This window comes from Pseudomonas sp. F2, from assembly GCF_057174385.1.
Window position 1 is genome coordinate 5,331,087 of record NZ_CM169904.1, and the last position, 23,030, is coordinate 5,354,116.

The 23,030-nt window shown below is 57.8% G+C and carries 16 protein-coding genes, 1 other RNA gene and 1 pseudogene; 6 read left to right on the forward strand and 12 right to left on the reverse strand.

Features of this window, described 5'->3' with window-relative positions; genetic code table 11:
• The first annotated feature begins 75 nt into the window (after window positions 1–75).
• From AC193Q_RS23920 to AC193Q_RS23940, 5 genes are all read left to right on the forward strand, one after another.
• Window positions 76–1,365 carry a phospholipase gene (locus AC193Q_RS23920; protein ID WP_483878880.1) on the forward strand — a complete coding sequence of 430 codons (1,290 nt, stop codon included), beginning with the start codon at window positions 76–78 and terminating at the stop codon, window positions 1,363–1,365.
• Between the two features lie 43 nt (window positions 1,366–1,408).
• On the forward strand, window positions 1,409–3,367 hold the full coding sequence (locus AC193Q_RS23925) for a DUF1302 domain-containing protein (protein ID WP_483878881.1): 1,959 nt from the start codon (window positions 1,409–1,411) through the stop codon (window positions 3,365–3,367).
• Window positions 3,368–3,515: 148 nt separating this feature from the next.
• Window positions 3,516–4,889 carry a DUF1329 domain-containing protein gene (locus AC193Q_RS23930; protein ID WP_483878882.1) on the forward strand — a complete coding sequence of 458 codons (1,374 nt, stop codon included), beginning with the start codon at window positions 3,516–3,518 and terminating at the stop codon, window positions 4,887–4,889.
• Between the two features lie 403 nt (window positions 4,890–5,292).
• Window positions 5,293–5,538: a FitA-like ribbon-helix-helix domain-containing protein gene (locus AC193Q_RS23935; protein ID WP_027614126.1), complete on the forward strand. Its 246-nt coding sequence runs from the start codon at window positions 5,293–5,295 to the stop codon at window positions 5,536–5,538.
• Window positions 5,535–5,954, forward strand: coding sequence for a type II toxin-antitoxin system VapC family toxin (locus tag AC193Q_RS23940; RefSeq protein ID WP_131671412.1), 420 nt, complete (start codon window positions 5,535–5,537; stop codon window positions 5,952–5,954). The genes AC193Q_RS23935 and AC193Q_RS23940 overlap by 4 nt, the downstream gene beginning before the upstream one ends.
• 158 nt (window positions 5,955–6,112) lie before the next feature.
• Here the strand turns inward: AC193Q_RS23940 and AC193Q_RS23945 are convergent, their stop codons facing one another.
• Both AC193Q_RS23945 and AC193Q_RS23950 read right to left on the reverse strand, forming a co-directional pair.
• Window positions 6,113–6,976 carry a methyl-accepting chemotaxis protein gene (locus tag AC193Q_RS23945; RefSeq protein WP_371260362.1) on the reverse strand — a complete coding sequence of 288 codons (864 nt, stop codon included), beginning with the start codon at window positions 6,974–6,976 and terminating at the stop codon, window positions 6,113–6,115.
• Window positions 6,977–7,018: 42 nt separating this feature from the next.
• Window positions 7,019–8,032 (reverse strand): annotated as a pseudogene (locus AC193Q_RS23950) (methyl-accepting chemotaxis protein); the annotation flags it as partial.
• Window positions 8,033–8,287: 255 nt separating this feature from the next.
• Between AC193Q_RS23950 and pmrG the strand changes: the two are divergent.
• Window positions 8,288–8,959 (forward strand): lipopolysaccharide core heptose(II)-phosphate phosphatase PmrG, encoded by a 672-nt coding sequence (gene pmrG, locus AC193Q_RS23955; protein WP_095667591.1) that lies wholly within the window; start codon window positions 8,288–8,290, stop codon window positions 8,957–8,959.
• 77 nt (window positions 8,960–9,036) lie between these two features.
• Here the strand turns inward: pmrG and AC193Q_RS23960 are convergent, their stop codons facing one another.
• From AC193Q_RS23960 to AC193Q_RS24005, 10 genes are all read right to left on the reverse strand, one after another.
• Window positions 9,037–10,515 carry an ArnT family glycosyltransferase gene (locus tag AC193Q_RS23960; RefSeq protein WP_315438364.1) on the reverse strand — a complete coding sequence of 493 codons (1,479 nt, stop codon included), beginning with the start codon at window positions 10,513–10,515 and terminating at the stop codon, window positions 9,037–9,039.
• Window positions 10,516–10,545: 30 nt separating this feature from the next.
• Window positions 10,546–11,133 carry a ribosomal protein S5-alanine N-acetyltransferase gene (gene rimJ, locus AC193Q_RS23965; protein WP_108181623.1) on the reverse strand — a complete coding sequence of 196 codons (588 nt, stop codon included), beginning with the start codon at window positions 11,131–11,133 and terminating at the stop codon, window positions 10,546–10,548.
• Window positions 11,134–11,353: 220 nt separating this feature from the next.
• The gene (locus tag AC193Q_RS23970; RefSeq protein ID WP_483878883.1) at window positions 11,354–12,760 is read right to left on the reverse strand and encodes a DUF2252 domain-containing protein; all 1,407 of its coding nucleotides are present in this window, start codon (window positions 12,758–12,760) and stop codon (window positions 11,354–11,356) included.
• A 161-nt stretch (window positions 12,761–12,921) separates the two neighbouring features.
• Window positions 12,922–13,764: a hypothetical protein gene (locus tag AC193Q_RS23975; protein WP_483878884.1), complete on the reverse strand. Its 843-nt coding sequence runs from the start codon at window positions 13,762–13,764 to the stop codon at window positions 12,922–12,924.
• 361 nt (window positions 13,765–14,125) lie between these two features.
• Window positions 14,126–16,471 (reverse strand): restriction endonuclease subunit S, encoded by a 2,346-nt coding sequence (locus AC193Q_RS23980; RefSeq protein ID WP_483878885.1) that lies wholly within the window; start codon window positions 16,469–16,471, stop codon window positions 14,126–14,128.
• The gene (locus AC193Q_RS23985; protein WP_483878886.1) at window positions 16,468–17,952 is read right to left on the reverse strand and encodes a type I restriction-modification system subunit M; all 1,485 of its coding nucleotides are present in this window, start codon (window positions 17,950–17,952) and stop codon (window positions 16,468–16,470) included. The genes AC193Q_RS23980 and AC193Q_RS23985 overlap by 4 nt, the downstream gene beginning before the upstream one ends.
• A gap of 88 nt (window positions 17,953–18,040) precedes the next feature.
• The gene (hsdR, locus tag AC193Q_RS23990; protein ID WP_483878887.1) at window positions 18,041–20,407 is read right to left on the reverse strand and encodes an EcoAI/FtnUII family type I restriction enzme subunit R; all 2,367 of its coding nucleotides are present in this window, start codon (window positions 20,405–20,407) and stop codon (window positions 18,041–18,043) included.
• 188 nt (window positions 20,408–20,595) lie between these two features.
• A complete protein-coding gene (locus tag AC193Q_RS23995; protein ID WP_483878888.1) occupies window positions 20,596–21,471 on the reverse strand; it encodes a hypothetical protein in 876 nt (291 codons plus the stop codon).
• A 671-nt stretch (window positions 21,472–22,142) separates the two neighbouring features.
• Window positions 22,143–22,532: a transfer-messenger RNA gene (gene ssrA, locus AC193Q_RS24000) on the reverse strand.
• A gap of 96 nt (window positions 22,533–22,628) precedes the next feature.
• Window positions 22,629–22,907, reverse strand: a complete 279-nt coding sequence (locus tag AC193Q_RS24005; RefSeq protein WP_483878889.1) for a hypothetical protein — start codon at window positions 22,905–22,907, stop codon at window positions 22,629–22,631.
• Between the last annotated feature and the right edge of the window lie 123 nt (window positions 22,908–23,030).

Here is a 23,030-nt window from a genome sequence, read left to right on the forward strand (position 1 = left end):
AGATCGGACAGTGTCAGCGCCGGGGGCGGTTGTTAGGCTCAACCCCCACAGCACCTCCAATAAGAATTAAAAGCAATGAAGCTGACCTTTCTCCTGTTGCTGCTTTGTGCCACGGCCCCGACGGCGTGGGGCTGGTCGAACCACACGGTGGGCAGCTATCTGGCGTTGCAGGCACTGCCGACGCTGCGCGATGCGCCGCCGGTCGAGGTCGAGCCGCTGGAGCGTTTTCTCGCCGAGCAGTATCCAGCCGTGGTCGCGCTGCTGGAGCAACAGGAAAGCTTCGCCCGTGAACACTTCACCCAGTACCCGCCGCGCCCCGACAATCTAAAGCTGCCCGCCGTACCGAGCGACCATCTGCGCCACGATTTTCTCACCGCGCTGCGGCTCAATCCGCGCATTCATCTGGCGATGGTCATTCAGCCGTTGCCGGGTCAAGACCTGCCCGAGCGTGAACACTTGTCGGCCGATCAGGTGATGGTTGAGCAGACGCTGTCACCGTGGAATCGTCAGCGCTTCATTCGCGTGGCGGATGGCGAGAACGTCGCGCCGCTGGCCGTGCTGGCAAGCGCCGCCGACGAGCCGGATTACGGTCACGACATCAATCTGTTCAGCGACAACCCGGGCGAGGTCGGCGCGCGGTACGGCTTCGGCCCGCAGCCGTTTGGTGATGATCGTTTCCAGTACAGCTCGCAGGCGCCGTTCCACATGGGTTTCTTCCATGAAAGCGCGGTGGTGTATGCCGCTGCCGGCTTTCTTCAGCGCAGTTGGCCGGACTGGCGCGCCTATCAGTACCTGGGGCTGGCGCGTCTGGCGTTCGCCACTGGTCATTCTTACTGGGGTTACCGGTTCCTCGGTTGGGGCGTGCACCACGTGCAGGACCTGACCCAGCCGTATCACGCCAAGCCGTTGCCCGGGGTCGAACTGCCGAGTCTGTTGTTGCTGGAAGGCAAGGCGCTGGCCGGTTTCGCCGACGATAAAAAAGCCTCGATCGAACGGGTCGCCACCCGCCATATGGAAGTCGAGAAGTATCAATCGACCTGGTTGCGCCGCGTGCTGCGCGCCGGTCAGGCGCATCCGATGCTCGCGGCCTACGCCGATGTCGCTCAGGACCAACAGTATCCGCCGTACTCGGTGGACTACCTGCGCGAAGTGGTCAGCGCCGAGTCGGTCGAGGACTCGGCGGCGTTCGATGAAGCCATCGGCCAATGGCTGGATACGGCGCCGGTGACCAGCGATTTCAGTAGCGGCAATCAACTACAGCGCGAGACCTTCGAGCATCCGGCACTCAATCAGCAGCTGTTCAAACTGCTCGGCCATTTCGGCGCGCACAGCCGGATTTATGTCCGTGCGGGGCTGGCACCGTAGCCATCGCGGCCACGCAAAAAACAATAAGAACAAGGAGGAACCCATGATCAACACTCGATTGCGCTTCACCGGCGTGGCACTGCCCGGTGTCGGCCTGGCGGGGCTGCTGCAACTCTGTGCGGTGGATGCGCTGCAGGCAGCCGAGTTCAGCGTGCTGGACAATCAAGTCACCGGTTCGATCGACACGACCCTGTCCTATGGCCGTTTGTGGCGGGTGCAGGGCCGCGATAAGAACAACGACGACGTCAACACCAACGACGGCAATCGCAACTTCGATACCGGGCTGGTTTCCGAGGTGTACAAGATCACTTCGGAGCTGGAAGCCAACTACCACAACTACGGAATGTTCCTGCGCGGCACGGCGTTCTACGACACCCAGTTGATGGACAAGCGCAACGATTACTACCGCAACAACAATCCGGCGCAGCCGAGCCAGAGCTATCCGCAGGACGACCGCTTCACCAGCCAGACCCGCGACATCGCCGGCAGCCGGATCGAGATGCTTGACGCCTATGTCTACGGCAACTGGGACGTGGCGCAGATGCCGGTGACCGCGCGGGTCGGGCGTCAGGTGTTCAACTGGGGCGAGGGGATTTTCTATCGCGGCGGCGTCAACACCACCAACCCGGTGGACGCCGCCAAGTACCGCTTGCCCGGCGCCGAGGTCAAGGAGGTGCTGATGCCGGTGGAGGCCGTGAGCTTCAATATCGGCCTGACCGATTCGTTGACCCTGGAGAGCTTCTACCAGACCAACTGGAAGGAAACCCGCATCGACCCGGTGGGCACGTTCTATTCGCAGACCGACCTGTTCGCCGATGGCGGCAACACCGGTTACAACAACTTCAGCGGCACCGCGCTTGATACCCCGGTGCCGGGGTTCGGCAACGTCATCGGGCTGTACAGCGCACTGGGCAACAACCCGTTGCTCGGCCCGGCGCTGAAAAGCACCGGCCTGTACGCCAACGGCGTGACACCGGCCTACGGCAACACGCTGAAAGTGGCGTCGATCGGCAAGGACTACAACGCGCGCAACGACGGCCAGTTCGGCTTCGCCTTCCGCTACATCGCCGAGGCGCTCAATAGCACCGAGTTCGGCCTGTACCTGGTCAACTACCACGCCAAGGAGCCGACCATCGCCGCAGATTTGGGTGGCTACAAGGGCATCGACATGAATGCCCTGACCAACATGCTCTCCACCGTCGCCGGCAGTCAGGCCGGGGCGCTGGCCAACGGTCTGGCGACGGCCGATGTGATGGGCAACATCCAGGCGCATCGACGTTATGCCGAAGACATCCGCATGTACGGTTTCAGCTTCAACACCACTTTGGGCCAGGCTTCGGTGTTTGGCGAGATCGCCTATCGACCGAACCTGCCGATCGGGATTGCCGCGACTAACGACTTGATCGGCGACCTGGCCAACGGTGCCGCCGTGGCGGTGACCGGCAAGCCCGTCAACGTCGGCGGGCAGATGGTCACCCTCGACAGCGAGATCAACAACGCCGAGCGCGTGGAAGCGTTCAACACCTCGCTGGGCAGCATCTACAACTTCGGCCCGACGCTGTCGTTCGACTCGATGTTCGGCATCTTCGAACTGGCCTCCGAACACCTGCACGGCAGCAGCCTGCAATACACCGCCTACGACGGCAGCAGGCGCTATTACGCCGGTACCGGCAACACCTCTTATGTGTCGGGCGGTGATCGAGATGATCAGGTCAATCGCAACTCCTACAGCTACACGGTGATGTTTAACGGCACCTGGAACGATGTGTACGCCGGGGTCAACGTCTCGCCGTACGTCGTTTACAAGGATGACTTCAAGGGCAACAGCTATCAGGCCGGCAACACCATCGACGGGCGCAAGGCTTACACATTGGGGATCAAGGCCAACTACCAGAACAAGCTCGAAGCCGAGGTGCAATACACCAACTTCTGGGGCGGCGGGCAGAACAACGGGATTCGCGACCGCGACAACGTCGGGTTCAACCTTAAGTATTTCTTGTGAGTTTCAGACGCAGATCCCGGGACAACTCATCCCCCTGTGGGAGCGGGCTTGCCCGCGATGACGGCAGCACATTCGACATCAACGGTGGCTGACCCACCGCTATCGCTGGCAAGCCAGCTCCCACAGGGCACGCATTCTGGAGAAGAACATGTTTCATATTTCAAGATTGACGAAGACAACGCTGGCGCTGGTTCTGGGCCTGAGCGTCGGCAGCACCTTCGCCGCCATCACCCCACAACAAGCCGAACAACTGAAAACCACCCTCACGCCCATGGGCGCCGAGCGTGCCGGCAACGCTGCCGGCACCATTCCAGCCTGGACCGGCGGCATCACCCAGGCGCCGGCCGGGTACAAACCGGGCCAGCATCACCCGGATCCCTACGCTGCAGACAAGCCACTGTTCACCATCACCAAGGCCAATCTGGACCAGTACAAGGCCCACCTCAGTCCCGGTCAGATTGCGTTGTTCAACAGTTATCCCGACACGTTCCAGATGCCGGTCTATCCATCGCGCCGCTCCGGTTCGGCGCCGCAATGGCTGTATGACAACACCTTGAAGAATGCGACCTCAGCCAAGCTGCTGGAGGGCGGCAGCGGATTCGCCGATGCCTACGGCGGTGTGCCGTTCCCGGTGCCTAAGGATGGCGTCGAAGTGCTGTGGAACCACATCACCCGTTATCGCGGGATCTACGTGGTGCGTCGTGCGTCCGAAGCCCCGGTGCAGCGCAACGGCAGCTTTGCCTTGGTCACCTCTCAGCAGGAAGCGTTGTTCAACTTCTACCGTCCGGGCGGGCAGTATGCCGACCTGAAAAACATCCTGTTCTACTACCTCGCTTTTGTGAAAAGCCCGGCGCGCCTGGCCGGCGGTGCGGCGTTGGTCCACGAGATGCTCGATCAGCTCAAGGATCCGCGTCAGGCCTGGGTCTACGACGCCGGCCAACGTCGCGTGCGCCGTGCGCCGAACCTGGCGTATGACACGCCGATCGCCTCATCCGATGGCCTGCGCACCGCCGACGACACTGACCTGTTCAACGGCGCGCCGGACCGTTACGACTGGAAACTCAAGGGCAAGCAGGAGATCTACATCCCCTACAACAACTACAAGGTCGGCAGCCCCGACGTGAAGTACGCCCAACTGCTGACCCCGGGCCACCTCAATCCGCAATTCACCCGCTACGAGCTGCACCGTGTGTGGGTGGTCGAGGGCAACCTGAAACCGGGCGCGCGACATGTCTATTCCAAACGCGTGCTGTTCCTCGACGAGGACAGCTGGGGCGCGGCGCTGGTCGATCAATACGATGGGCGCGGGGAATTGTGGCGGGTGTCGATGGCCTACCTGAAAAACTTCTACGACCTGCCGACCACCTGGAGCGCACTGGACGTGTTCCATGACCTGCAGGCCCGCCGTTACTACGTGCAGAACCTCGACAACGAAGAAGCCTCCACCGTCGACTTCTCGCAACCAGTGCCGGAAGACGCGTATTTCATGCCATCGGCGTTGCGCCAGCGCGGGACACGCTAAGGGGTACCGGACTGCAGATCGAACGCAATCCCTGTAGGAGCTGCCGCAGGCTGCGATCTTTTGACTTTGATTGTAAAAAACCAAGATCAACAGATCGCAGCCTGCGGCAGCTCCTACACAAGACGGGTTGTCTGGGGCATTGGGTTGACTGGTCGGACGCCATCGCGGGCAAGCCCGCTCCCACAGGTTTTTCGGTCGTTCACATATTTTGTGTTCGACTCGTTTTCTGTGGGAGCGGGCTTGCCCGCGATTGGATTTAAGCTTTGGCGCTGACTGAAGGTCAGACGCGGAAATGGCTGACCATCTGTTGCTGTGAGAATGGCCGTTCGGAAGATTGCCCGGTGTGAGCCAGACCGGATGTGCTAGCCTGCAATCAATGATTTCATTGATTGCAGGAGGCATCATGGCCAGCATCACCATTCGAAACCTTGATGAGAAGCTCAAGGAACAGTTGCGTATCACCGCAGCACACAACGGACACTCCATGGAAGAAGAGGCGCGCCTGATTCTCGGTCGAGCCTTGGCAACGGTGGATCGTGCCGGCGGACTTGGAAGCCGGATACGCAACAGATTCAGTGCTCTCGGCGGAGCAGAACTTGATCTGCCAGAGCGCTCAGAGAAAGCCACCGGGGTGGATTTTTCTGAATGATAGTGCTCGATACCAACGTGCTTTCAGAGTTCATGCGTATCGAACCTGAAGCCAGAGTGCTGGCCTGGGTTGATGCGCAGCCCGCCATGGATCTGGCCATCAGTGCGATAACGGTGGCTGAGATACTCCACGGCATCGCCCGACTTCCCTCAGGCAAGCGCAAACAGAATCTTCAAGCCAATGCGATGGCAATGTTCGAAGAGGATTTCGCCGGACGCATTTTGCCGTTCGATGCGCATGCCGCTGTCGAGTACGCGTCACTCGTCGCAGATTGCGAAGCAAAGGGGCGGGCGGTGTCGATGGCTGATGCGCAGATAGCCGCAATTTGCCGGGCTCATGGCGCGGCAATCGCCACCCGTAACGTGAAGGACTTTCGGTTCTCGGGAGTGGAAGTGATGAATCCGTGGGAGGTGTGAGCGTTGGAGCAGTGAGTATGGGCTGACTGGACTGACGCAATCGCGGGCAAGCCCGCTCCCACAGGTTTTTCGGTCGCTCACATATTCCGTGTTCGACTCGTTTCCTGTGGGAGCGGGCTTGCCCGCGATTGGATTTACCCTTTGGCGCTGACTGAAGATCAGACGCGGAAGTGGCTGACCATCTGCTGCAACTGACCGCCCAGGCGTGCCAGTTCAACGCTGGACGCTGCGGTTTCATCGCTGGCCGCGGCGGTCTGTTCCGACACGTCGCGCACGTTGATGATGCTGCGGCTGATTTCTTCGGCCACGGCGCTTTGCTGTTCGGCCGCGGCGGCGATCTGCTGGTTCATCGACTGGATGTTCGACACCGTGCGGGTGATGTTTTCCAGGGAGTCGCCAGCCTTGCGGGTCAGGGCCACGCTGCTGTCGGTCAGGGCGCGGCTGTTGTTCATCACGGCAGCCACTTGCTGGGTGCCGTTCTGCAGACCGGCGACCAGGCCTTCGATTTCTTCGGTGGATTTCTGCGTGCGTTGCGCCAGGCCACGGACTTCGTCGGCGACCACGGCAAACCCACGGCCTGCTTCACCGGCACGCGCGGCTTCAATCGCTGCGTTGAGCGCGAGCAGGTTGGTCTGCTCGGCCACGGCCTTGATCACGTCCATGACGCTGCCGATCTTGTCGCTTTCCTGTTGCAGCACGCTCATGGCTTCAGTGGAACGCACCACTTCGCTGGCCAGACGCTCGATCTGGGCGATGGCTTCATTCACCACCTTGTCGCCTTCACGGGCTTCGCCGTCAGCGGCGGCAGCGGCTTGCGAGGCTTCTTCGGCGTTGCGCGCGACTTCCTGCACGGTGGCGGTCATCTCGTGCATGGCGGTGGCCACCTGATCGGTCTCGACCTTCTGGCTGTTCACGCCGGCGCTGGTCTGCTCGGTCACGGCCGAAAGTTCTTCGGCGGCGCTGGCGATCTGGGTGACGCCGTCGCGGATCCCGCTGATCAGGTCGCGCAGGGTTACGCCCATACGCGCGATGCCTTGTTGCAGCACGCCGAGTTCGTCGCGGCGGGTGACGGTGACGTTCTGGGTCAGGTCGCCGCTGGCAATGCGCTCGACCACGGCCAGGGTGTCTTGCAGCGGACGGGTGATCTGACGGGTGATGATCACCGCAGCAATCACGCCGACCAGCAGCGCCAGCAGGGTGCTGATCAGCTGGAGCGTACGGGCCTGGGCGCTTTCGATGTCGCGACGGTCGAGCTGGATCTGGTACAGCTGCTCGCTGGTGGTGACGATGGCCGCACCTTGATCGGTCATCTCCTTACGCGCCTGCACCGCTTCGCTGTTGGCGTTCTTGTAGGCCTGCAACGCGCTGCGGTAGTTGGTCAGGGCGGTTTCCAGCTGACGCAGAGCGTCTTGCTGGGTCGCGGCGAAATGCACGTTCAGTTGCTTGAGGCTGGCAATCGCCGCGTCCAGTTGACCGACGGCTTTCTGCTCGGTTTCGGCGTTGGTGGTGGCGGTGTAACCGCGCACTTCATAGCGCGCGAGGATGAACGCCTCCTTGGCCTGGGTGATGGCCTGGAACTGCTCGAAGCGCTGCTCGCTCATGTCCATTTGCTGCACGCGCTTGCTGATCGCTTCGATCAGGTTGTAAGCGGTGTCGGCGTTGGTGCCCATTACGTCGCGGGCGCTGTTGCCGGTGCGGTAGGCGTTGCGCATCTTGTTCAGCGAAGTCTGATATTCGGCGATGGTCGCGGCCTGCTCTTTCAGCAGTTTGACGTTTTCCGGGCTCTTGAACTTGTTGATCAGCGCCTGTTGTTGCGCGGCAAAGCTTTCGAGGGTGGTTTGCACATTCTGCGCGGCGGTTTCGTCGCCGTTGGTCAGCATGTATTGCAGGCGCACCACGCGCAGCTTGGTCAGGCCGGCATTGAGCTGGGTGATGTCGCTCATCCAGTTGCTGCGGTCGATCAGACCGCCGAGGCTGGTCCAGCCAGTCAGGGCCAGTACGCAGGTCAGGGCCAGGACCAGGCCGAAGCCCAGACCCAATTTCATGTTCACGCTGATGTTGCCGAACCAGCTATTCATCACAATTCCTCCAGGAACGTAGAGCTACTTGATCGTCGGTCAGGCTGGAAGATTGTTGTTTTTTTGAGCCAGCAAGGGGGTTAGCAGGTCTGTATCGGCCGCAAACACGAGAGCTGAAAGGATTTTGTCCGACGGAATTTGTAACAAGGGCGTTTCAAGACTTTTTTCACATGCGTTTCACTCGCCACTTACGCCCGCTTCTCTACCCTCGCCGCATCGTATTGACTGTGATGGATGCCGACGAGGCGGCCCGATGTGGAATTGAGACTGAGTCTGTTCGGCGTCAAACGCTCGATTTCCCTGAGCGGATTGGCCCGCTATCGCAATACCTGGGTCGTGCTCGGCGCCTTGTTATTGGTGATTCCGCTGACCCTGTGGCTGCTCGCCCCGGCGGCGGTGCCTGACCTGGCCCACGGCAATGTGTCCGGCGCCCGCGCGCTGGCGGCCGGGTGGGCCAAGGGCGAGATGATTGTGCTGGTGCGTCACGTCGAGCGCTGCGATCACTCGCCGGCGCCGTGCCTGAGTGGTGACGACGGCATCACCGACCGCTCGCGCAGTGTCGCGGTCGGTGTCGGCGCACAGTTCGAGCATTTGGGCCTGAATAATGCCGATATCTACAACAGCCCGATGCTGCGCACGGTGCAGACCGCCGGTTACATGTTCAATCGCGCGGCCACCGGCGAAGACTGGCTGATCAGCTGCAAGGGCCACATCCTGCAGGAAGCGCTGGCGCACAAGCTCCCGGGACGCAATCTGATTCTGGTGACCCACAGCGAGTGCATGGCGGAGCTGGAAAAGGATCTGAATTCGCCGGTTTCGGACCCGGGCTATGGCTCCTCGCTGTTTGTTTCCGCTGCGAACAAAGCGGCCCCGCGCGTGCTTGGCTTCATCGAAGCCTCCGACTGGCATTCAGTGAGCACTCGATGAACTGAGGAGGGCAAAGCGTCGGCCCAAACAAAACCCGCCAGTGACGGCGGGTTTTTTATTGGCTGGCGCGAAGGGCGTCAGTAGCCGACGAAGTAGTACGCCTGGCGCCCGACCATCATGGTCTTCAGCACTTTGAGTGGTGCGACGGGTTCGCTGTCCGCCGAGATCACCGCGACGTTCGAGGGCGAGGCACTGAGGAAGTCATGCAGTTGCGCGTCGGTGTCCAGTCCCTTGAGCACACGTTGGGTGTAGAACACGCTGGCGCCGCCGACCCGCTCGTTGGCTTGGAACAGCGCGACCTGCTGACCGTTGGCCTGCAAGCTCTGAATGTGTTCGGTCAACGGCAGGAACGACAGCTCCTTGTCGGCGTTGGGCAGTGCCCACTGCGCGGCGCCGAGGTAGCTGGCGATCACCACTGTGAGCAGTCCTGCGGCAATTGCCTGACGATGACGGGCGACTTTTCCGATGAAACGGTCGGCGGTTTCGCGGGCCTGCAAGCGCTCGAAGAGTATGCGCGCATACTCGGCGGCAATCACCGCCGCCGCCGGGGTCATCGACATCAGGTACACCGTGCGTTTGCTGGAAGCGAGGGTCAGCATGATGAACTGCGCGACGATCCACAGGCTGAAAAACAACAGGTAACGGTTGGCCTTCAGCTCCTTGCGGAAATGCCACAGGCCCAGATACACCAGAATGTTCCACGGCAGGAACGCTTCCGGCAGTTTGGCCAGGTAGTAATAGAACGGCTCGTAATGCCCGGCCTCGACGAACGAGCCGCTGAAGCGACCGACGCTGTTGGTCAGCAGCACTTCAGCGACAGCGTGCGAACCACCGCGCTGATAGAGCACCGCGAGCCAGATCAGCAATGGAATCAGGCCCACGACGGTGAGCAAACCGGGACGCAACCACGCGCCGAGCTTCAGGCGTTTGTCGATCAGGTTATCGGCCAGCAGATAAGCGAAAATCACCACCCCCGGCATCGCCAATCCCAGCACGCCCTTGCTCAACGTCGCGATAGCGATCCCGACGATAAACAGCAGCGAGTTAGCCGCGTTCGGTGCGCGTTGCGCCTGAAAGAACGCCAGCAACGCGGTGGTCACGCCGAGCGCCAGCAGCGCATCCTCGCCGACCCCGCGCACGTTGCTCCAGTAGCTGGCCATGGTCGCCAGCAGAATCCCCGCCGTCCAGGCCAGCGCTTTCGGCCGTCCGAAGCGGCGCAGCATGCCGTACAGCAGCATCACGCTGAGCAACCCGGCCACCGCCGACGCCAGCCGCACCGCCCACGGCGAAACGCCGAACACGCGCATGGCGCCGGCGTCCAGCCACAGGCTCAGCGGTGGTTTTTCCAGAAACGGTTCGCCGAACAGGCGCGGCGTCACCCAGTCATCGTCCAGGTGCATCTCCATGGCGATCCCGGCGACCCGGGCCTCGGTGGAGCCTTGCAGCTGGTGGTTACCCAAAGCGAAAAAAAACAGCAGGGCGGCGAGTAGAAACAGCGAAGTGGCGGCACGCGGCATGGATTTCAGGCAACCGGAAAGGGCAGGAGCCTTGAGCATACTTCGCCAATGCTTAACAAATTGTGAAACTCACGCCAGTTGTCGTGACCAACGCTTTTCCGGCGCCTCGAACACCGGATTGACCAGCGCCGTCAGCACATGGTCCTGCCAGCGCCCGGCGATGTTCAGGTAGGCCTTGGCGTAGCCCTCGCGTTCGAAACCCAGACGCTCCAGCAAGCGCGCACTGCGCTCGTTGCCGGGTATGTAGTTGGCCATGATCCGGTGCAGGTTCTGCGTGTCGAACATGTAGCCGATGCCGGCCTCCAGGCCTTCCTGCATCAGGCCCTGCCCCTGATGCGCGTGGTCGATGTGATAACCCAGATAACAGGCCTGAAACGCCCCGCGAATGATCCCGCTGAAATTGCATGCGCCGATCATTTGCTGGCCGTCCGGCGTCAGCAGGGCGAAATGCATCGCCAGCCCGGCCTCGTAGGCACTGGCCTGAACTTCAAGGCGTCGGCGAATCTGTTCGCTGGAAAAGTATTCGGTGGTGCGGATCGGCGACCAAGGTGCGAGGTGGCGCTGGTTACGTGCATAGAACGCACTTTCCAGTTCGGCCTGTTCCGGGGCGAGGATGGCGAGCGTCAGGCGTTGGCAGGGCAAGGTCAGCAGCGGCATCGGGCGCTCCGGATGGCAGGGTCGAGGGACAGGATTGATCATGGGGCGGGAAAAAACAAACCGCGCGGATCGTTTCCGCAGCAAACACCAGGCAAAAAAAAGCCCGCGGGAGAGCGCGGGCGAACCGTAGTTTCTTGAATGAGCGAGCGGACTGTACCGTGTTGATCGAACGGGGGCAGTGAAGAAAAATTCATCTCGACAGCGAGCGCTCTGCAGCGCGTCAAGGCAAGTGATCCGCGGCGAAATCGGCCTCCGAACGTGCCCGCAGCCGGCCCTTGCGGCAAGCCTGCTGAAAACGTTCGAAGTCGCGCTCGTTCTGCGCGGTGTAACTGCGGGCGTATTTGAACAGGGCGTCGGCCAAGGCATCGCCCTTGCCGATATAGCCGCTGATGACCGCCGCATTGCCCGAGGCTTTGGCGTGGGCGCGGGCCAGTGCGCGACCGCAGACCCGGGCATAGGCGGCGAAGGTTTCGGCGTCGAAGTTTTCCAGTTCGGCGGAGATCTTCATGTCGCGCAATTGCCGCACATAAAAATGCCGACCGTGGGGGCCGGTGGTCCAGCCGAGAAACAGATCGCTGGCCGACTGCATCAGGCGCTGCCCCTCGACCACCCGTTGGCCTTCATGACGCGTGCGGGACTTGGCCTTCACATAGTCGGCGAGCACCGAGCGCCGCGCCTCCTTGAACTGCAGAAACAACGGAAATTCCTGATCGTCGGTCAGCAGCGCCACCAGACATCGGGTGCCCACACTGCCGACACCCACCACTTTGAACGCCAGATCCTGTACGTGAAACCGCGAGAGCAATTCTCGCCGGTCAGCCTGCAGCGTGGTGCGATAGTCACGCATGAATGTATCGAACAACGGCCGCCAGTCTGCCAGCCGCAACCAGTCATCGTCGGCGTCGAGCAGCGTGGTGTTCTTGTGCAGGTGGAAAATTTCCGGCAGGTCGTCACGAATGACCAGTCGCCCGTTGGCGTCGCGCTCACTGATTTTCGGCAGCAACTCGGCATGGGTGCGCCGTTCGGCTTTATCGACGGCACGCTGCACATGCTCCAGCGCACTCTTGCGTGCCTGATCGAGCAAGTCTTCGTACTTGATCGATTCGTACCAGGTTTCCAGCGCACTCTGTTCGGCGCACTCCAGCATCGTCGCCTGATAGGCACCGACCATCTGCCGACAGACCTCTTCCTCAACCGACTCGCCATGGCGCAAATCCCGCGCCGCCACCACAAAACTCGCCGCCAGCCGCTTTACGTCCCATTCCCAGGGCCCGGGATGCGCCTCGTCGAAATCATTGACGCTGAATAACAGATTGCGCTCGGGCGTGGCAAAACCGCCGAAGTTCATCAAGTGTGCATCCCCACAGATCGGCCCAACCAGCCCCATGTTCTGGGTGCTCGACAGATCATGGGCCTGCAGCAGCGCGTTGCCACGGAAGAACGTGAAGGGCGACACCAGCATTCGTCCGTAACGCAACTCCACCAGCGAAGCGACGCGGCCCTGACTCGAGGCCTTGATCAGTGGGATCGGATCGCGGTTCATCTTTCCGGTGGTGACGTGGGCGCTGCGCGAGCATTGCTTGCGGGCGTCCTTGCCTTGCTTGATGCGGTCTTGGTGGGTGGTCATGGGGGCGCGTCGTGGCAGTGGGGGCGGTGTGAGTGTAGAAGGGGCATTATTTTTTGCAGGGGCTGTCCGCTAGTGATTTACGCTTGTTTGCGATGTTCAAAAAGGCACAGGCGATATTCTCGTCTAATGCCTTTTTGCTTTGCTTGAAGAGTAAATTCGGATCAGCGACCGTGAAGAATGGTATCAATCAGCTGATTCAACTGTCCCGGCATATCGTGAGTCAGCCATATAGAGACGGCTCCAGATATCAGAGCGTATGCAAGAAGCAATAGTATCGGCATATAAATAATATTTTTTCTTTGGTTTGCATATTTTCGGGTTTTCTGAGTAATCCACGGTTCGGTGGCGCTCGCGGGATTGGCGAACCCAGTGGTAATAAAGTACGTCGATGAAAGCATCATTCGAATGCTTACATAAAAGAGAATGAGTACGCCGAATAAGTGAAGGATAAGCCAGTTGAAGTCTTCTGGATTGAAGTAGCGTTTAAGTCCGGTGATGCCGTATTTGTTAATAATTTCCTGTATATATATGAAGTTTTCAGGCGCGTGGGTAGGCCTAAAGGCCTCACCAGTCATGAGTGTCGCTGCAACACAAAATGCTACCGAAAATAGTAAGGAAGCAATCCAGGACCCACCGCTAAAGTAGCCTTTATAGAGACTGTGTAAAGTCCCTCCTGCCCAGAGCGATAGGGTGAAAATAGTAATCCATGACAGTATGTTGAGAATCTCGGCTCTATAAAACAGATAGATAAGTGCCGTAATTACCATGGCTGTGCAGATTACCGGCATCATGTCTTGATCTGGTTTAGAGGACGAGGCACTGGGAGGGTTTACTACGTTGCTAACAGTCAGATTAATGATTGGGGTTTGTTGTCCGTTGACTGCAGGGGATGATCCTTTTGTCAGGGTGTCTACTATAAAACCCAGGATAAGTCCGAGAATAGTGAAGAAAAGAGATATATAAATATCAACTTCTTTCGTTTGTATGATTTCGCTAATGCTCACGAGGATACGTCCTTTTAAGTTGTTTTCGAGGCGTCCAAATTTACAGGCTGTCCAGCGCCAGGCGCAGATAGCGTCGCTAGAATAATGGTGGCGCCATTATTTTGCCACTTCTGATGAGGGCTAGCTCCAGTGCTGCTTGGAATGCTCACTGTGAGCACATGGTTAATCGCCGAGTCCCGCGGAGAAACGTTGTGTATGAGATACGTATCGCGCTGTTCTGGTAAAAACTGTTGCCTGAGGGGGCCGAGGGAGGTCAAGCCTCTATGCCCAATAGGACTGACACTTGGAATATTAATATCGGATACGACAAGGCCCGCACTGGGCGGGCCTTGCCGCTAAGCGTCGGTGAGCGGAAGGTAGGTTAAATTCTACCGAGTAAGTTGCGCATGCCGCCCGTGGTTCGTTTGCCAAATCCCGTGGGTATGAGGATTTCGTGCTTTTTCATCTCTGACAAAACCGCCAACCATTCATTTTTGCTGAAGCGTAGTTTGGTGTCGTTCCAGCTATGCATGACTTCGTCCACGATGGCTTCATCGGAAACCGGGCGGCCTTCGAGGATAAAGTCGTTCCAAGCGGCATAGAGCGTCACAGTCATTTCGCAACGATCCGTATCCCAGTCCCGCATTAGCTCGATCGCCTGTTCAATGGTGGCGCGTTCAGCGACTGGCCAGGCGCTGCAATACTCCTGCCGATGCTGTCCTGCTTGGGAAAGCGGACGGTAAGCATGGCCAACGGTCTCGCGCTCGATGCGCTCATACCACTGAAGGTTTTGCATCTCGCCTTCTACCTTATTCATCAACTGGCGATCGTGGGGGCCGGCTGCGTCTCGCAGGTAGTCACCTTGGATCGCGGCGAGCTTGGCCGCGTGTTCGGCTAAGTAAATCACCTTCTGCAGTTTGCGTTGGCCGAAGGTACGTTGGCTATGCAGTCGATGAGTGATTTCTGCGGCGAGCAGGGTGCGGGATAGTTGCTGGTCCGTGGCAATGGGAGTCTGTTGGCCATACTCGGCGAGAGCTCGCTCGACCAGGGTGCTGGTCAACTGCTCGTTCAGTTGGCGGGCTTGGGTTAGATGGGTTTTGAGTTGGTCGCAGATGGCCATTAGTTGATCGATTTTGGCGATGATACGGTGTTGTTCGGGGAGGGGAGGCAGAGCAAAAGGCATGCTTGCGACTTGGCTCGTCGAAATGTGCGGGACACCATTACTTCTACCCGGATCGATGTTATCGACGAAGAAGCGCGAGTTTAGCCAGGCCGAAAGATAACGCACGCTCACAGCATCTGCATACGGAGCAATTTTAGCTACTCGCTGCAACAGCAGGCAGGGGAGATCAGTGTTGCGTATCACCGCATACTTTAGTCCTGTTGAAATAATCGGACGATCAAGCGTCAGTACTACATCATTCTCTTTAAGCGAAAAACCATGAAAATCTGCGGCCTGCTCTTTCGAAATGCACGCGGCTTCTTTCCAGTTAACTACTCCATGCGAGACATTGACGTTGCGCAGTAGTCGAACACCTTCTTGCTGGAACCATTCACTCTTGAAGGCATAGCCATTCAGAAAGTTGAAGACCTCCGCCTTTCTCACCCATTGCCACCCCTGTGGCAGTTTGAAGGCGATTTCATCCTCTCCAATTTGAGTCAGCGCTTTCTGCTTCTTGAGTTTGCTCTCGGCCACTAGTCGTGTCTTTTCCATGGCAATGCGCTTGAGCAGTTCAGTGGCTGGTTCATCTTTAGGGTCTTGCTGAACTAGTCTGCCCATCACGGCAAGTTGCAGCAGGGTTTGTTTGAGGGCGTCGATGCTGGGTTCGGTGGTGAACAACATGTGAAAATGTTCAGCCAAGCGCTGCCAGTTGGTAGCGAAGTCGGTGGCGTCGCTGGCTTGGGTCAGGCTGTCGAGCAGCGCTTGCACTAGTTGGGCGTGGGAGCTTTCGGCGTCGGCCTGCTGGGCTTCCAAGCGGTCGCATAGGGCCATCAGTTCATCGACTTTGGCGACGATGCGGTGTTGTTCGGCGAGGGGCGGTAAAGGGAATGTAATTGAGGCCAGGGCCTTGCTAGACATATTTGAAATGCCAATACCTTTCCGGTATTTATTTATTTCACCAGTAGCATTTATTTTTTCGAAGAATCGCTGGGCGTAATGCGGTGAAACCTCGCCATACAAGCGTGCGCGGTGAACATGGTTTTGAACGCAAATTTCTCTGTCTTCCTCCCAAACAGCCGCTCTACCTGCCTCGCCCCCTTCACATATCAAAAGATCATTTTTAGTTGCTGTGCACTTATCAAGCTCATCTTCTCGTATGAGCATTTGTTTAACATTTTCGAGCTCAAACCTTCCCCAATAGAGGTTTGATGTCGTGATGTAATCTCTGGGTATGCCGGTATTACGCCCCTTATCTAAGGTCTTTCCGGAGTTGTGCTGAGCGATCTCGCCAAATCGAACCCAGCTCCAAGATCTAGGTAAATTCGATAAGCCATCCACATTCGGGGGCTCCTCGATCAGCTTCAGCATTTTGATCTTGCCATTTGCCACCAACCGCGCCTTTTCCTCGGCAATGCGCTTTAGCAACTCACTGGCCGGCTCATCGCTAGAATCTTGCGGCACCAACTTGCCGCGCACCGCCAGTTCCAGAATCAGCTCACGCAGCTTCTTGATGCCATTCGGTGCGCTGGCCAGCAGCGGCAGATTTTCGGTCAGCAACCCCGTCATACCTCGCGCTCCTCTTTATCAGAGGCAAGGGCTTCAGCCAGCCCGGCTTTAAGCTGGTCGCGCAGCTGGCTGATTTCGCCTTGCAGGCTGGCGTAGTTGCGCAGCAGCTCATCCGGGTCATGGCTGATCTGCTCGCCGATATGCGGGTTCTTGCAGTCGAGGTTCCAGTTGCGTGCCTGCAACTCTTCAATACTGACCTTCCAGGCAAACTCGTTCTCCACCCGCGCGGCAAAGCCATCGGCTTCGTTGCCCCACCAGGCCTCCTCTACGGCGAACTCTTCGATGCGCATGGGCCGGGTTTTTGAGTAGTTCTTCACGCCTGCCGGGTACTGGTGTCCGTAGAACCACACCTGCTTGGTCGGCGTGCCCTTGGTGAAGAACAGCAGGTTGGTCTTGATGCCGGTATAGGGGTTAAACACTCCGTTGGGCAAGCGAACGATTGTGTGTAGGTTGCACTCAGTCAGCAGCTTTTCCTTGATACGACTTTTAATGCCTTCGCCAAACAGGAAGCCATCGGGCAGCACCACGGCGGCGCGACCACCGTCTTTCAGTAGCTGCATGATCAGCACCAAAAATAAATCGGCGGTTTCTCGAGTGCGGAAACTGGCGGGGAAGTTGGTTTCGATGCCATCTTCCTCCATGCCACCAAACGGCGGGTTGGCAACGATGCAGTGCACACGCTCGCTTGGCCCCCAACTGATCAGTGGTTTGCTCAGGGTGTTGTCGTGGCGGATCTGGTTGGGCACCTCGATGCCGTGCAGGATCATGTTCGTGGTCGCCAGCAGGTGCGGTAACGGCTTTTTCTCCACGCCAAAGATACTGGCTTGTAGGGTGCGTTCGTCTTCGGCGGTTTTTACATAGCGGCTGCGCTTGTGATCAATGGCACAGGTGAGGAAGCCGCCGGTGCCGCAGGCCGGGTCCATGACCTTTTCGTCCAACTTCGGATCGACCATGCGCACCATAAATTCGGTAACTGGGCGCGGGGTGTAGAACTCACCGGCGTTGCCCGCGTTCTGCAGGTCTCGCAGCAGTTGCTCGTAGAGGTTGCCGAACTCGTGGCGCTCTTGGGCCTTGTTGAAGTCCACGCCTTCCTGAATCTTGTTGATCACCTGGCGCAGCAACTGTCCGGACTTCATGTAGTTGTAGGCGTCTTCAAACACGCTGCGCACCACGAAGGCTGACGGCGTGTTGCTGTACTCGTGCAGGTTCTGAAGCTGGGGGAAGAGGTTGTTGTCGATAAAGTCCTTCAGCGCGTCGCCGGTCATGCCTTCCGGGTCGGCGGCCCAGGTACGCCAGCGGCAGCTGTCGGGAATGGGCGAACGATAGCTGTCGTCCATTAGCTCCCATTCCAGCTCGCGGTCATCGAAGATTTTCAGGAATAGCAGCCAAACGAGCTGGCCGATACGCTGCGCGTCGCCGTCTACGCCAACGTCTTTACGCATGATGTCCTGAATGGACTTGATGGTGGAGCTAATGGACATGAAGTTCTCTCAACGCATACCGCAAAGGGGGCGAAATTCTACAGGATAGTGTGGACAGCTGCTTTGGCAGGTCGTCGGTAGTTGGCCGTTAACTGGCGTAAAGCTCGTCTTCCAGCTCGTGTATGGCCTGGTTGTAGCCAGCCTTGCCGCCGAAGGCTTTGACCAATTCCATGGGGGCACCGAACTGGCTGAAAGGGTCAAGCTGAAGGATTTTGATGTCCTCGATATGCTCGATGCCGGTATCGGCGTATTTATCCAACAACCCCTCCAAAACCTGGCGGGCGGCACCGGAATACTTGGCGAAATAGTTGCGCTTTTTCACCTGCTCGGCTCGTTCGCGGCGCGACAGGGCTGGCTGGTCGAAGGCTACATGGCAGATCAGATCGAACGGATCGAGCGGCTTGCCCTGTTTCTTTTCCACTTCTTCGGCCAAGGCTTCCCACATCACACCCTGGACGGCCATCTCTTCGATGATGACTTTCTTTTGCTCAGCATCACTCCAGCAGCGAAGGAAGTCATCCAGCGAGGTGAATTGCTTTTGTACGCAGGTTCGGGTGTAGTCATGGAGCGATTCGGTAATCAGTCGGCCATCGGGGCCGTAGTACTGCACACGTTCGGCGACGACGTAAATCGGGACGGTATCGATCACGTACTTGATGCGTTTTTTGCCATCCTCCTCGCCGGTGAATTCCAGTCCATCGCCATCCGTATCGTCGCCAGCGCTGATGCCGTCTTCATCGGCAAGTGGATCGTCCGGCGGTACAGGAGAGTCATTGGTATCGGGGGCGTAGATCACCACCGGATCACCATCAAAGGCCGGGTCGGCAAATAGCTCGGTAGCTTTTTTGAAGTCCATGATGGTGAACCAGTACTTGCCGTAGTCCTCGTTGATGCGAGTACCTCGACCGATGATTTGCTTGAACTCGGTCATCGATTTGATGTGTTGATCGAGCACGATCAGCTTGCAGGTCTGCGCATCCACGCCGGTGGTCATCAGCTTGCTGGTTGTAGCGATGACTGGGTAGCGCTCTTCCGGGTTGATGAAGTTATCCAGTTCGGCCTTGCCTTCCTGATCATCGCCGGTAATACGCATGACGTATTTGCGGTTTTCGGCTACACGTTCGGGGTTGAGGTTGACGAGTGCTTGGCGCATGCGCTCTGCGTGGTTGATGTCGTCGCAGAAGACAATGGTTTTCTGAAACGGATCAGTGGCCTTGAGGAGTTCGGTAACTTTTTGCGCCACCAATTGAGTGCGCGCCTCGATAACCAGGGTGCGGTCCATATCTTTGAGGTTATAGATGCGGTCTTCGATCAGTTCGCCGTTTTTGTCGAGCATGCCCTTGGGCGGACGCCACCCTTGCAGATCTTTGTCGAAGTCGATACGCACCACTTTATAGGGAGCGAGGAAGCCGTCTTCGATGCCTTGCTTCAGTGTGTAGCTGTAAATTGGCTCACCAAAGTAAGTGATGCTCGATACCTCTTTAGTCTCCTTTGGTGTGGCGGTGAGGCCGACATGGGTGGCGCTGGAGAAGTAATCGAGGATTTCGCGCCAAGCTGAATCCTCCGAGGCGCTGCCACGATGACATTCGTCGATCACGATCAGGTCGAAGAAGTCGCGGGAGAACTGCTTGTAGATGTTCATCTCGTCATCAGTGCCGGTGACGGCCTGATAAAGCGACAGGTAGATCTCGTAGGAGGTATCGATCTGGCGTTTGGCGATTTTGGTCATCGTCTGGCCGAAGGGCTTGAAGTCGTTGTTCTTGGTCTGATCGACGAGGATGTTGCGGTCGGCCAGAAACAGGATGCGTTTCTTCTGTTTCGATTTCCACAGCCGCCAGATGATTTGGAAAGCGGTGTAGGTCTTGCCAGTGCCAGTGGCCATCACCAGAAGAATACGGTTTTGGCCGCGTGCCACAGCTTCGACGGTGCGATTGATGGCATTCATTTGGTAATAGCGCGGCATGCGCCCGGAGCCGTCGTCGTAGTAGGGCGCTTCGATCTTGTGCTGGGCGGTATTATCCAGCCCCTTCCACTGGCAGTAGCGTTGCCAGAGTTCAGCAGGGCTAGGGAATTGATCAAGGGTGAGTTCGGTTTCTACCTGGCTGCCTGTGCCACTGCGGTCGTGAAACAGGAAGCCATCGCCATTGCTGGAGAACACGAACGGTACGTCCAGCGCTTCTGCATAGCCCAAGGCTTGCTGCATGCCGGAGCCAACGGAGTGCTTGTTGTCCTTTGCCTCGATCACCGCGATAGGCAGGTTGGCTTGGTGGTAGAGGATGAAATCTGCGCGGCGTGCTTCTCCACGGCTGTGAAGTTTGCCCCGGACAATAATGCGGCCTTTGGTAAAGCTGACTTCCTCGCGCACCTGCTTGTGCATGTCCCATCCAGCTTGTTGAACGGCTGGGACGATGTATTTGCTGCAGATGTCCCGCTCGGAAAGCGACTTTTTGTCCATAACCCCTATTCCCTTTCAAAACCGGACTGGTCGCTCCATTCCGGCACTGCTGATCGTGCTCGATGGGCGTAAATGTACCTTGTTTGATGGTGGCACGGGGGGGGAAGATCAGGTTTGGGTAGTAGAAGCTGTAGGCAAGAAGAGTCGAGGCGATGACAGCGCGAGAGTTTCGCGTAATCCCGATTCCTTTATCTTGGATCGTTCTCTGCAGCGGGCTGAAGATGGCTAGGATGGATAGGGCCACAAGCGAATCGTTGGTACTGAATTAACTTTCGTCGGCGTAAGTCACCAATTTGGCGGAGCATGTTCGGTCGTTCCCGATCCATGTAGGCAGTTGGATACAGCGCCGGATCGTAGGGGATGGCGTCCAGCACGTCGATTCCATATTCGACATAAACACGCTTGCCGAGCGTTGTCAGGGCCAAGGCCTTAATTCGGCGGACATGTTCTGATATGGCTCGGTATCCGTCATGTACAAGCAGGTCGCGCAGGTAATGGTTCGAGGCGCGAATTGCGATCTTCACCCGCACGGATTCCCTGTGCCGCCGATCCTGCCAGTGAGCAAATAGGTTGAACAGGCGAGACTTTAGGCATGTGATGGGGTCGATGACGGCGACTTGCACGCCTTCGATATCCAAGACGGATAAATACTTGAAAATCTCTTTTTTGGGCGCGCCCCCGACGCTGTCCATTTCTAGGATATCGACGATGACCTCTTTATCGTCAATCCAGTGAATGTACGCGGCTGCAATATTTATTGTGTTGTCTTCCATTTTCGCTTTGCGAAAAGGGACGCCCATCATGCGGGCGCAATAATCAATTGAGTTGGGCTTGCCGATAAAGTCCAAATCATCGCTGGTGACGAATCCGACATCCTCGCCTGTCATTTCATCGATGAGGTATTGCCGGGCCCAAAGCGTGAGCGATTGACCGCCCACGATCACAAGGCCGTAATCGTTAACAGCGGAAAGAACAGAGGGTCGGTAGACGCGCTGAATTAGATCGAGCAGAAAAGCGAAGAGATCTGAACGCTCAAGCTGGGTGAACGGAGCGTCTTCGTTCACCGCCTCGGGCATCAGTTGCTGAGCGCAGAGAAGCGTTGTGGGCGAGCGATTGAAGAAGAGTTGCCACGAAGTACGGCTTTGGCACGGGCAGCAGCCATCTCAAGCATCTGAGGGTCAGCTGCATAGACAGCATCAACCTGGCGGTCACGTGAGCTGCTTTTAAGGCTCATCATTTCCGCAAAGCTAAGGTCATTTGAATGCTGGTGGCCGCTGATCATGGCGAAAGTACCCATAAGGGTGAAATGGACTTGGGCTTGAGGTTAGCACACTCACTCGGCGCATTTACAGGCGGAGGGCTGTGATTGCGAGTCAGTGCCGACGAAATGCATTCTTCATCACGCCCTCTAGGTGCACCAACGGGCCGGCTACGCCGGCCCGTTGGTGCACCTAGAGGCTCTTATCAATAAAAAACTTGCAGGCTCTTTTGGCAGGTAATCAGCTGTCAAGCGAAATGTCAATCAAGTGGTAGTGCAGTTGACCCTGAACAAGTCGGCCTAAATATCAGATAGACAGCTAGCCACGCGCCATTCTCTTCATCAGGCAAGTGGTGGGATGGTGTTAAGCCCGTTTTTCTATGGCAGCGAATGGCGCTAAAGCCCGTTACTTCACTTGTTTCACTAGATTTCCAGGCACAAAAAAAGACGTCCGAGGACGTCTTTTTTCGTTGAGTTTGGTGGAGCCGGGGGGATTTGAACCCCCGTCCGCCAGTGCTCCGCTGTCGGTACTACATGCGTAGCCGTGTCTATTAAGTTAACCCTCAGCGACCCGACGGGCAGGGTGCTTTGGGCGAGTTGTGTAAGTTTTAGCCGCTTCGTCCACAACGTACTGCACGGCGATTCTGTTCTATATGACAATCATTTCGGGTTTACAGACATCCCCTGATGATTGCTGGGCCCGAAGGCACCAGGAGTGCATGTCAGCTGCAATTAAGCAGCGAGAGCAGCACCGTATTGGTCGTCATTGGCAACTATAAGAAGTTGCAACAGTGGATTTACGACTTCTGTTACCAAGTCGGCATGCACCTAAAGTTTCGTCACCGGCGTCGAATCCTAATCGGCCCCGAACTCATTGCCTCGTACATCAGGTGAGGCAACAAGCCTGCGCAGTGTACGCCAAACGGCCCCCGAGGCCAACCCGAAGGTTGGCCGGGGCGTGAATCAGTTGTTGGTGCCGGTGGATTTACGCAGTTCTATGATGGTTTGCGAGGTTTCCGCTACGCAGTCATCAATCTTGCCCTGGGCTTTCAGCGCCTGTGCCTTGCTCACACTGGCTTCGGCACGCTGACTTAGTTCCGGGTTCGCTGACAACTGCCCCTTGGCATTGTTGATGGTCTGGATGTTGGCATCGCACAGGTCGGCAGGCTTGTTGGCGGCGAACGAGGTGGAGGCCATCATCGAGGCAGTAACGAACAGACCTAACAGTACAGAACGTTTCATGTGTATCTCCTTGAACTGAGGGATCCAGACTGCGCTGGCCGTCAGGACGGGCAACCGATGGGAGGAAAAGCCCCGTTTTCCGGGGCCTATTCTGTGGACTACGGTCGCACGCAAGGGTTCTAT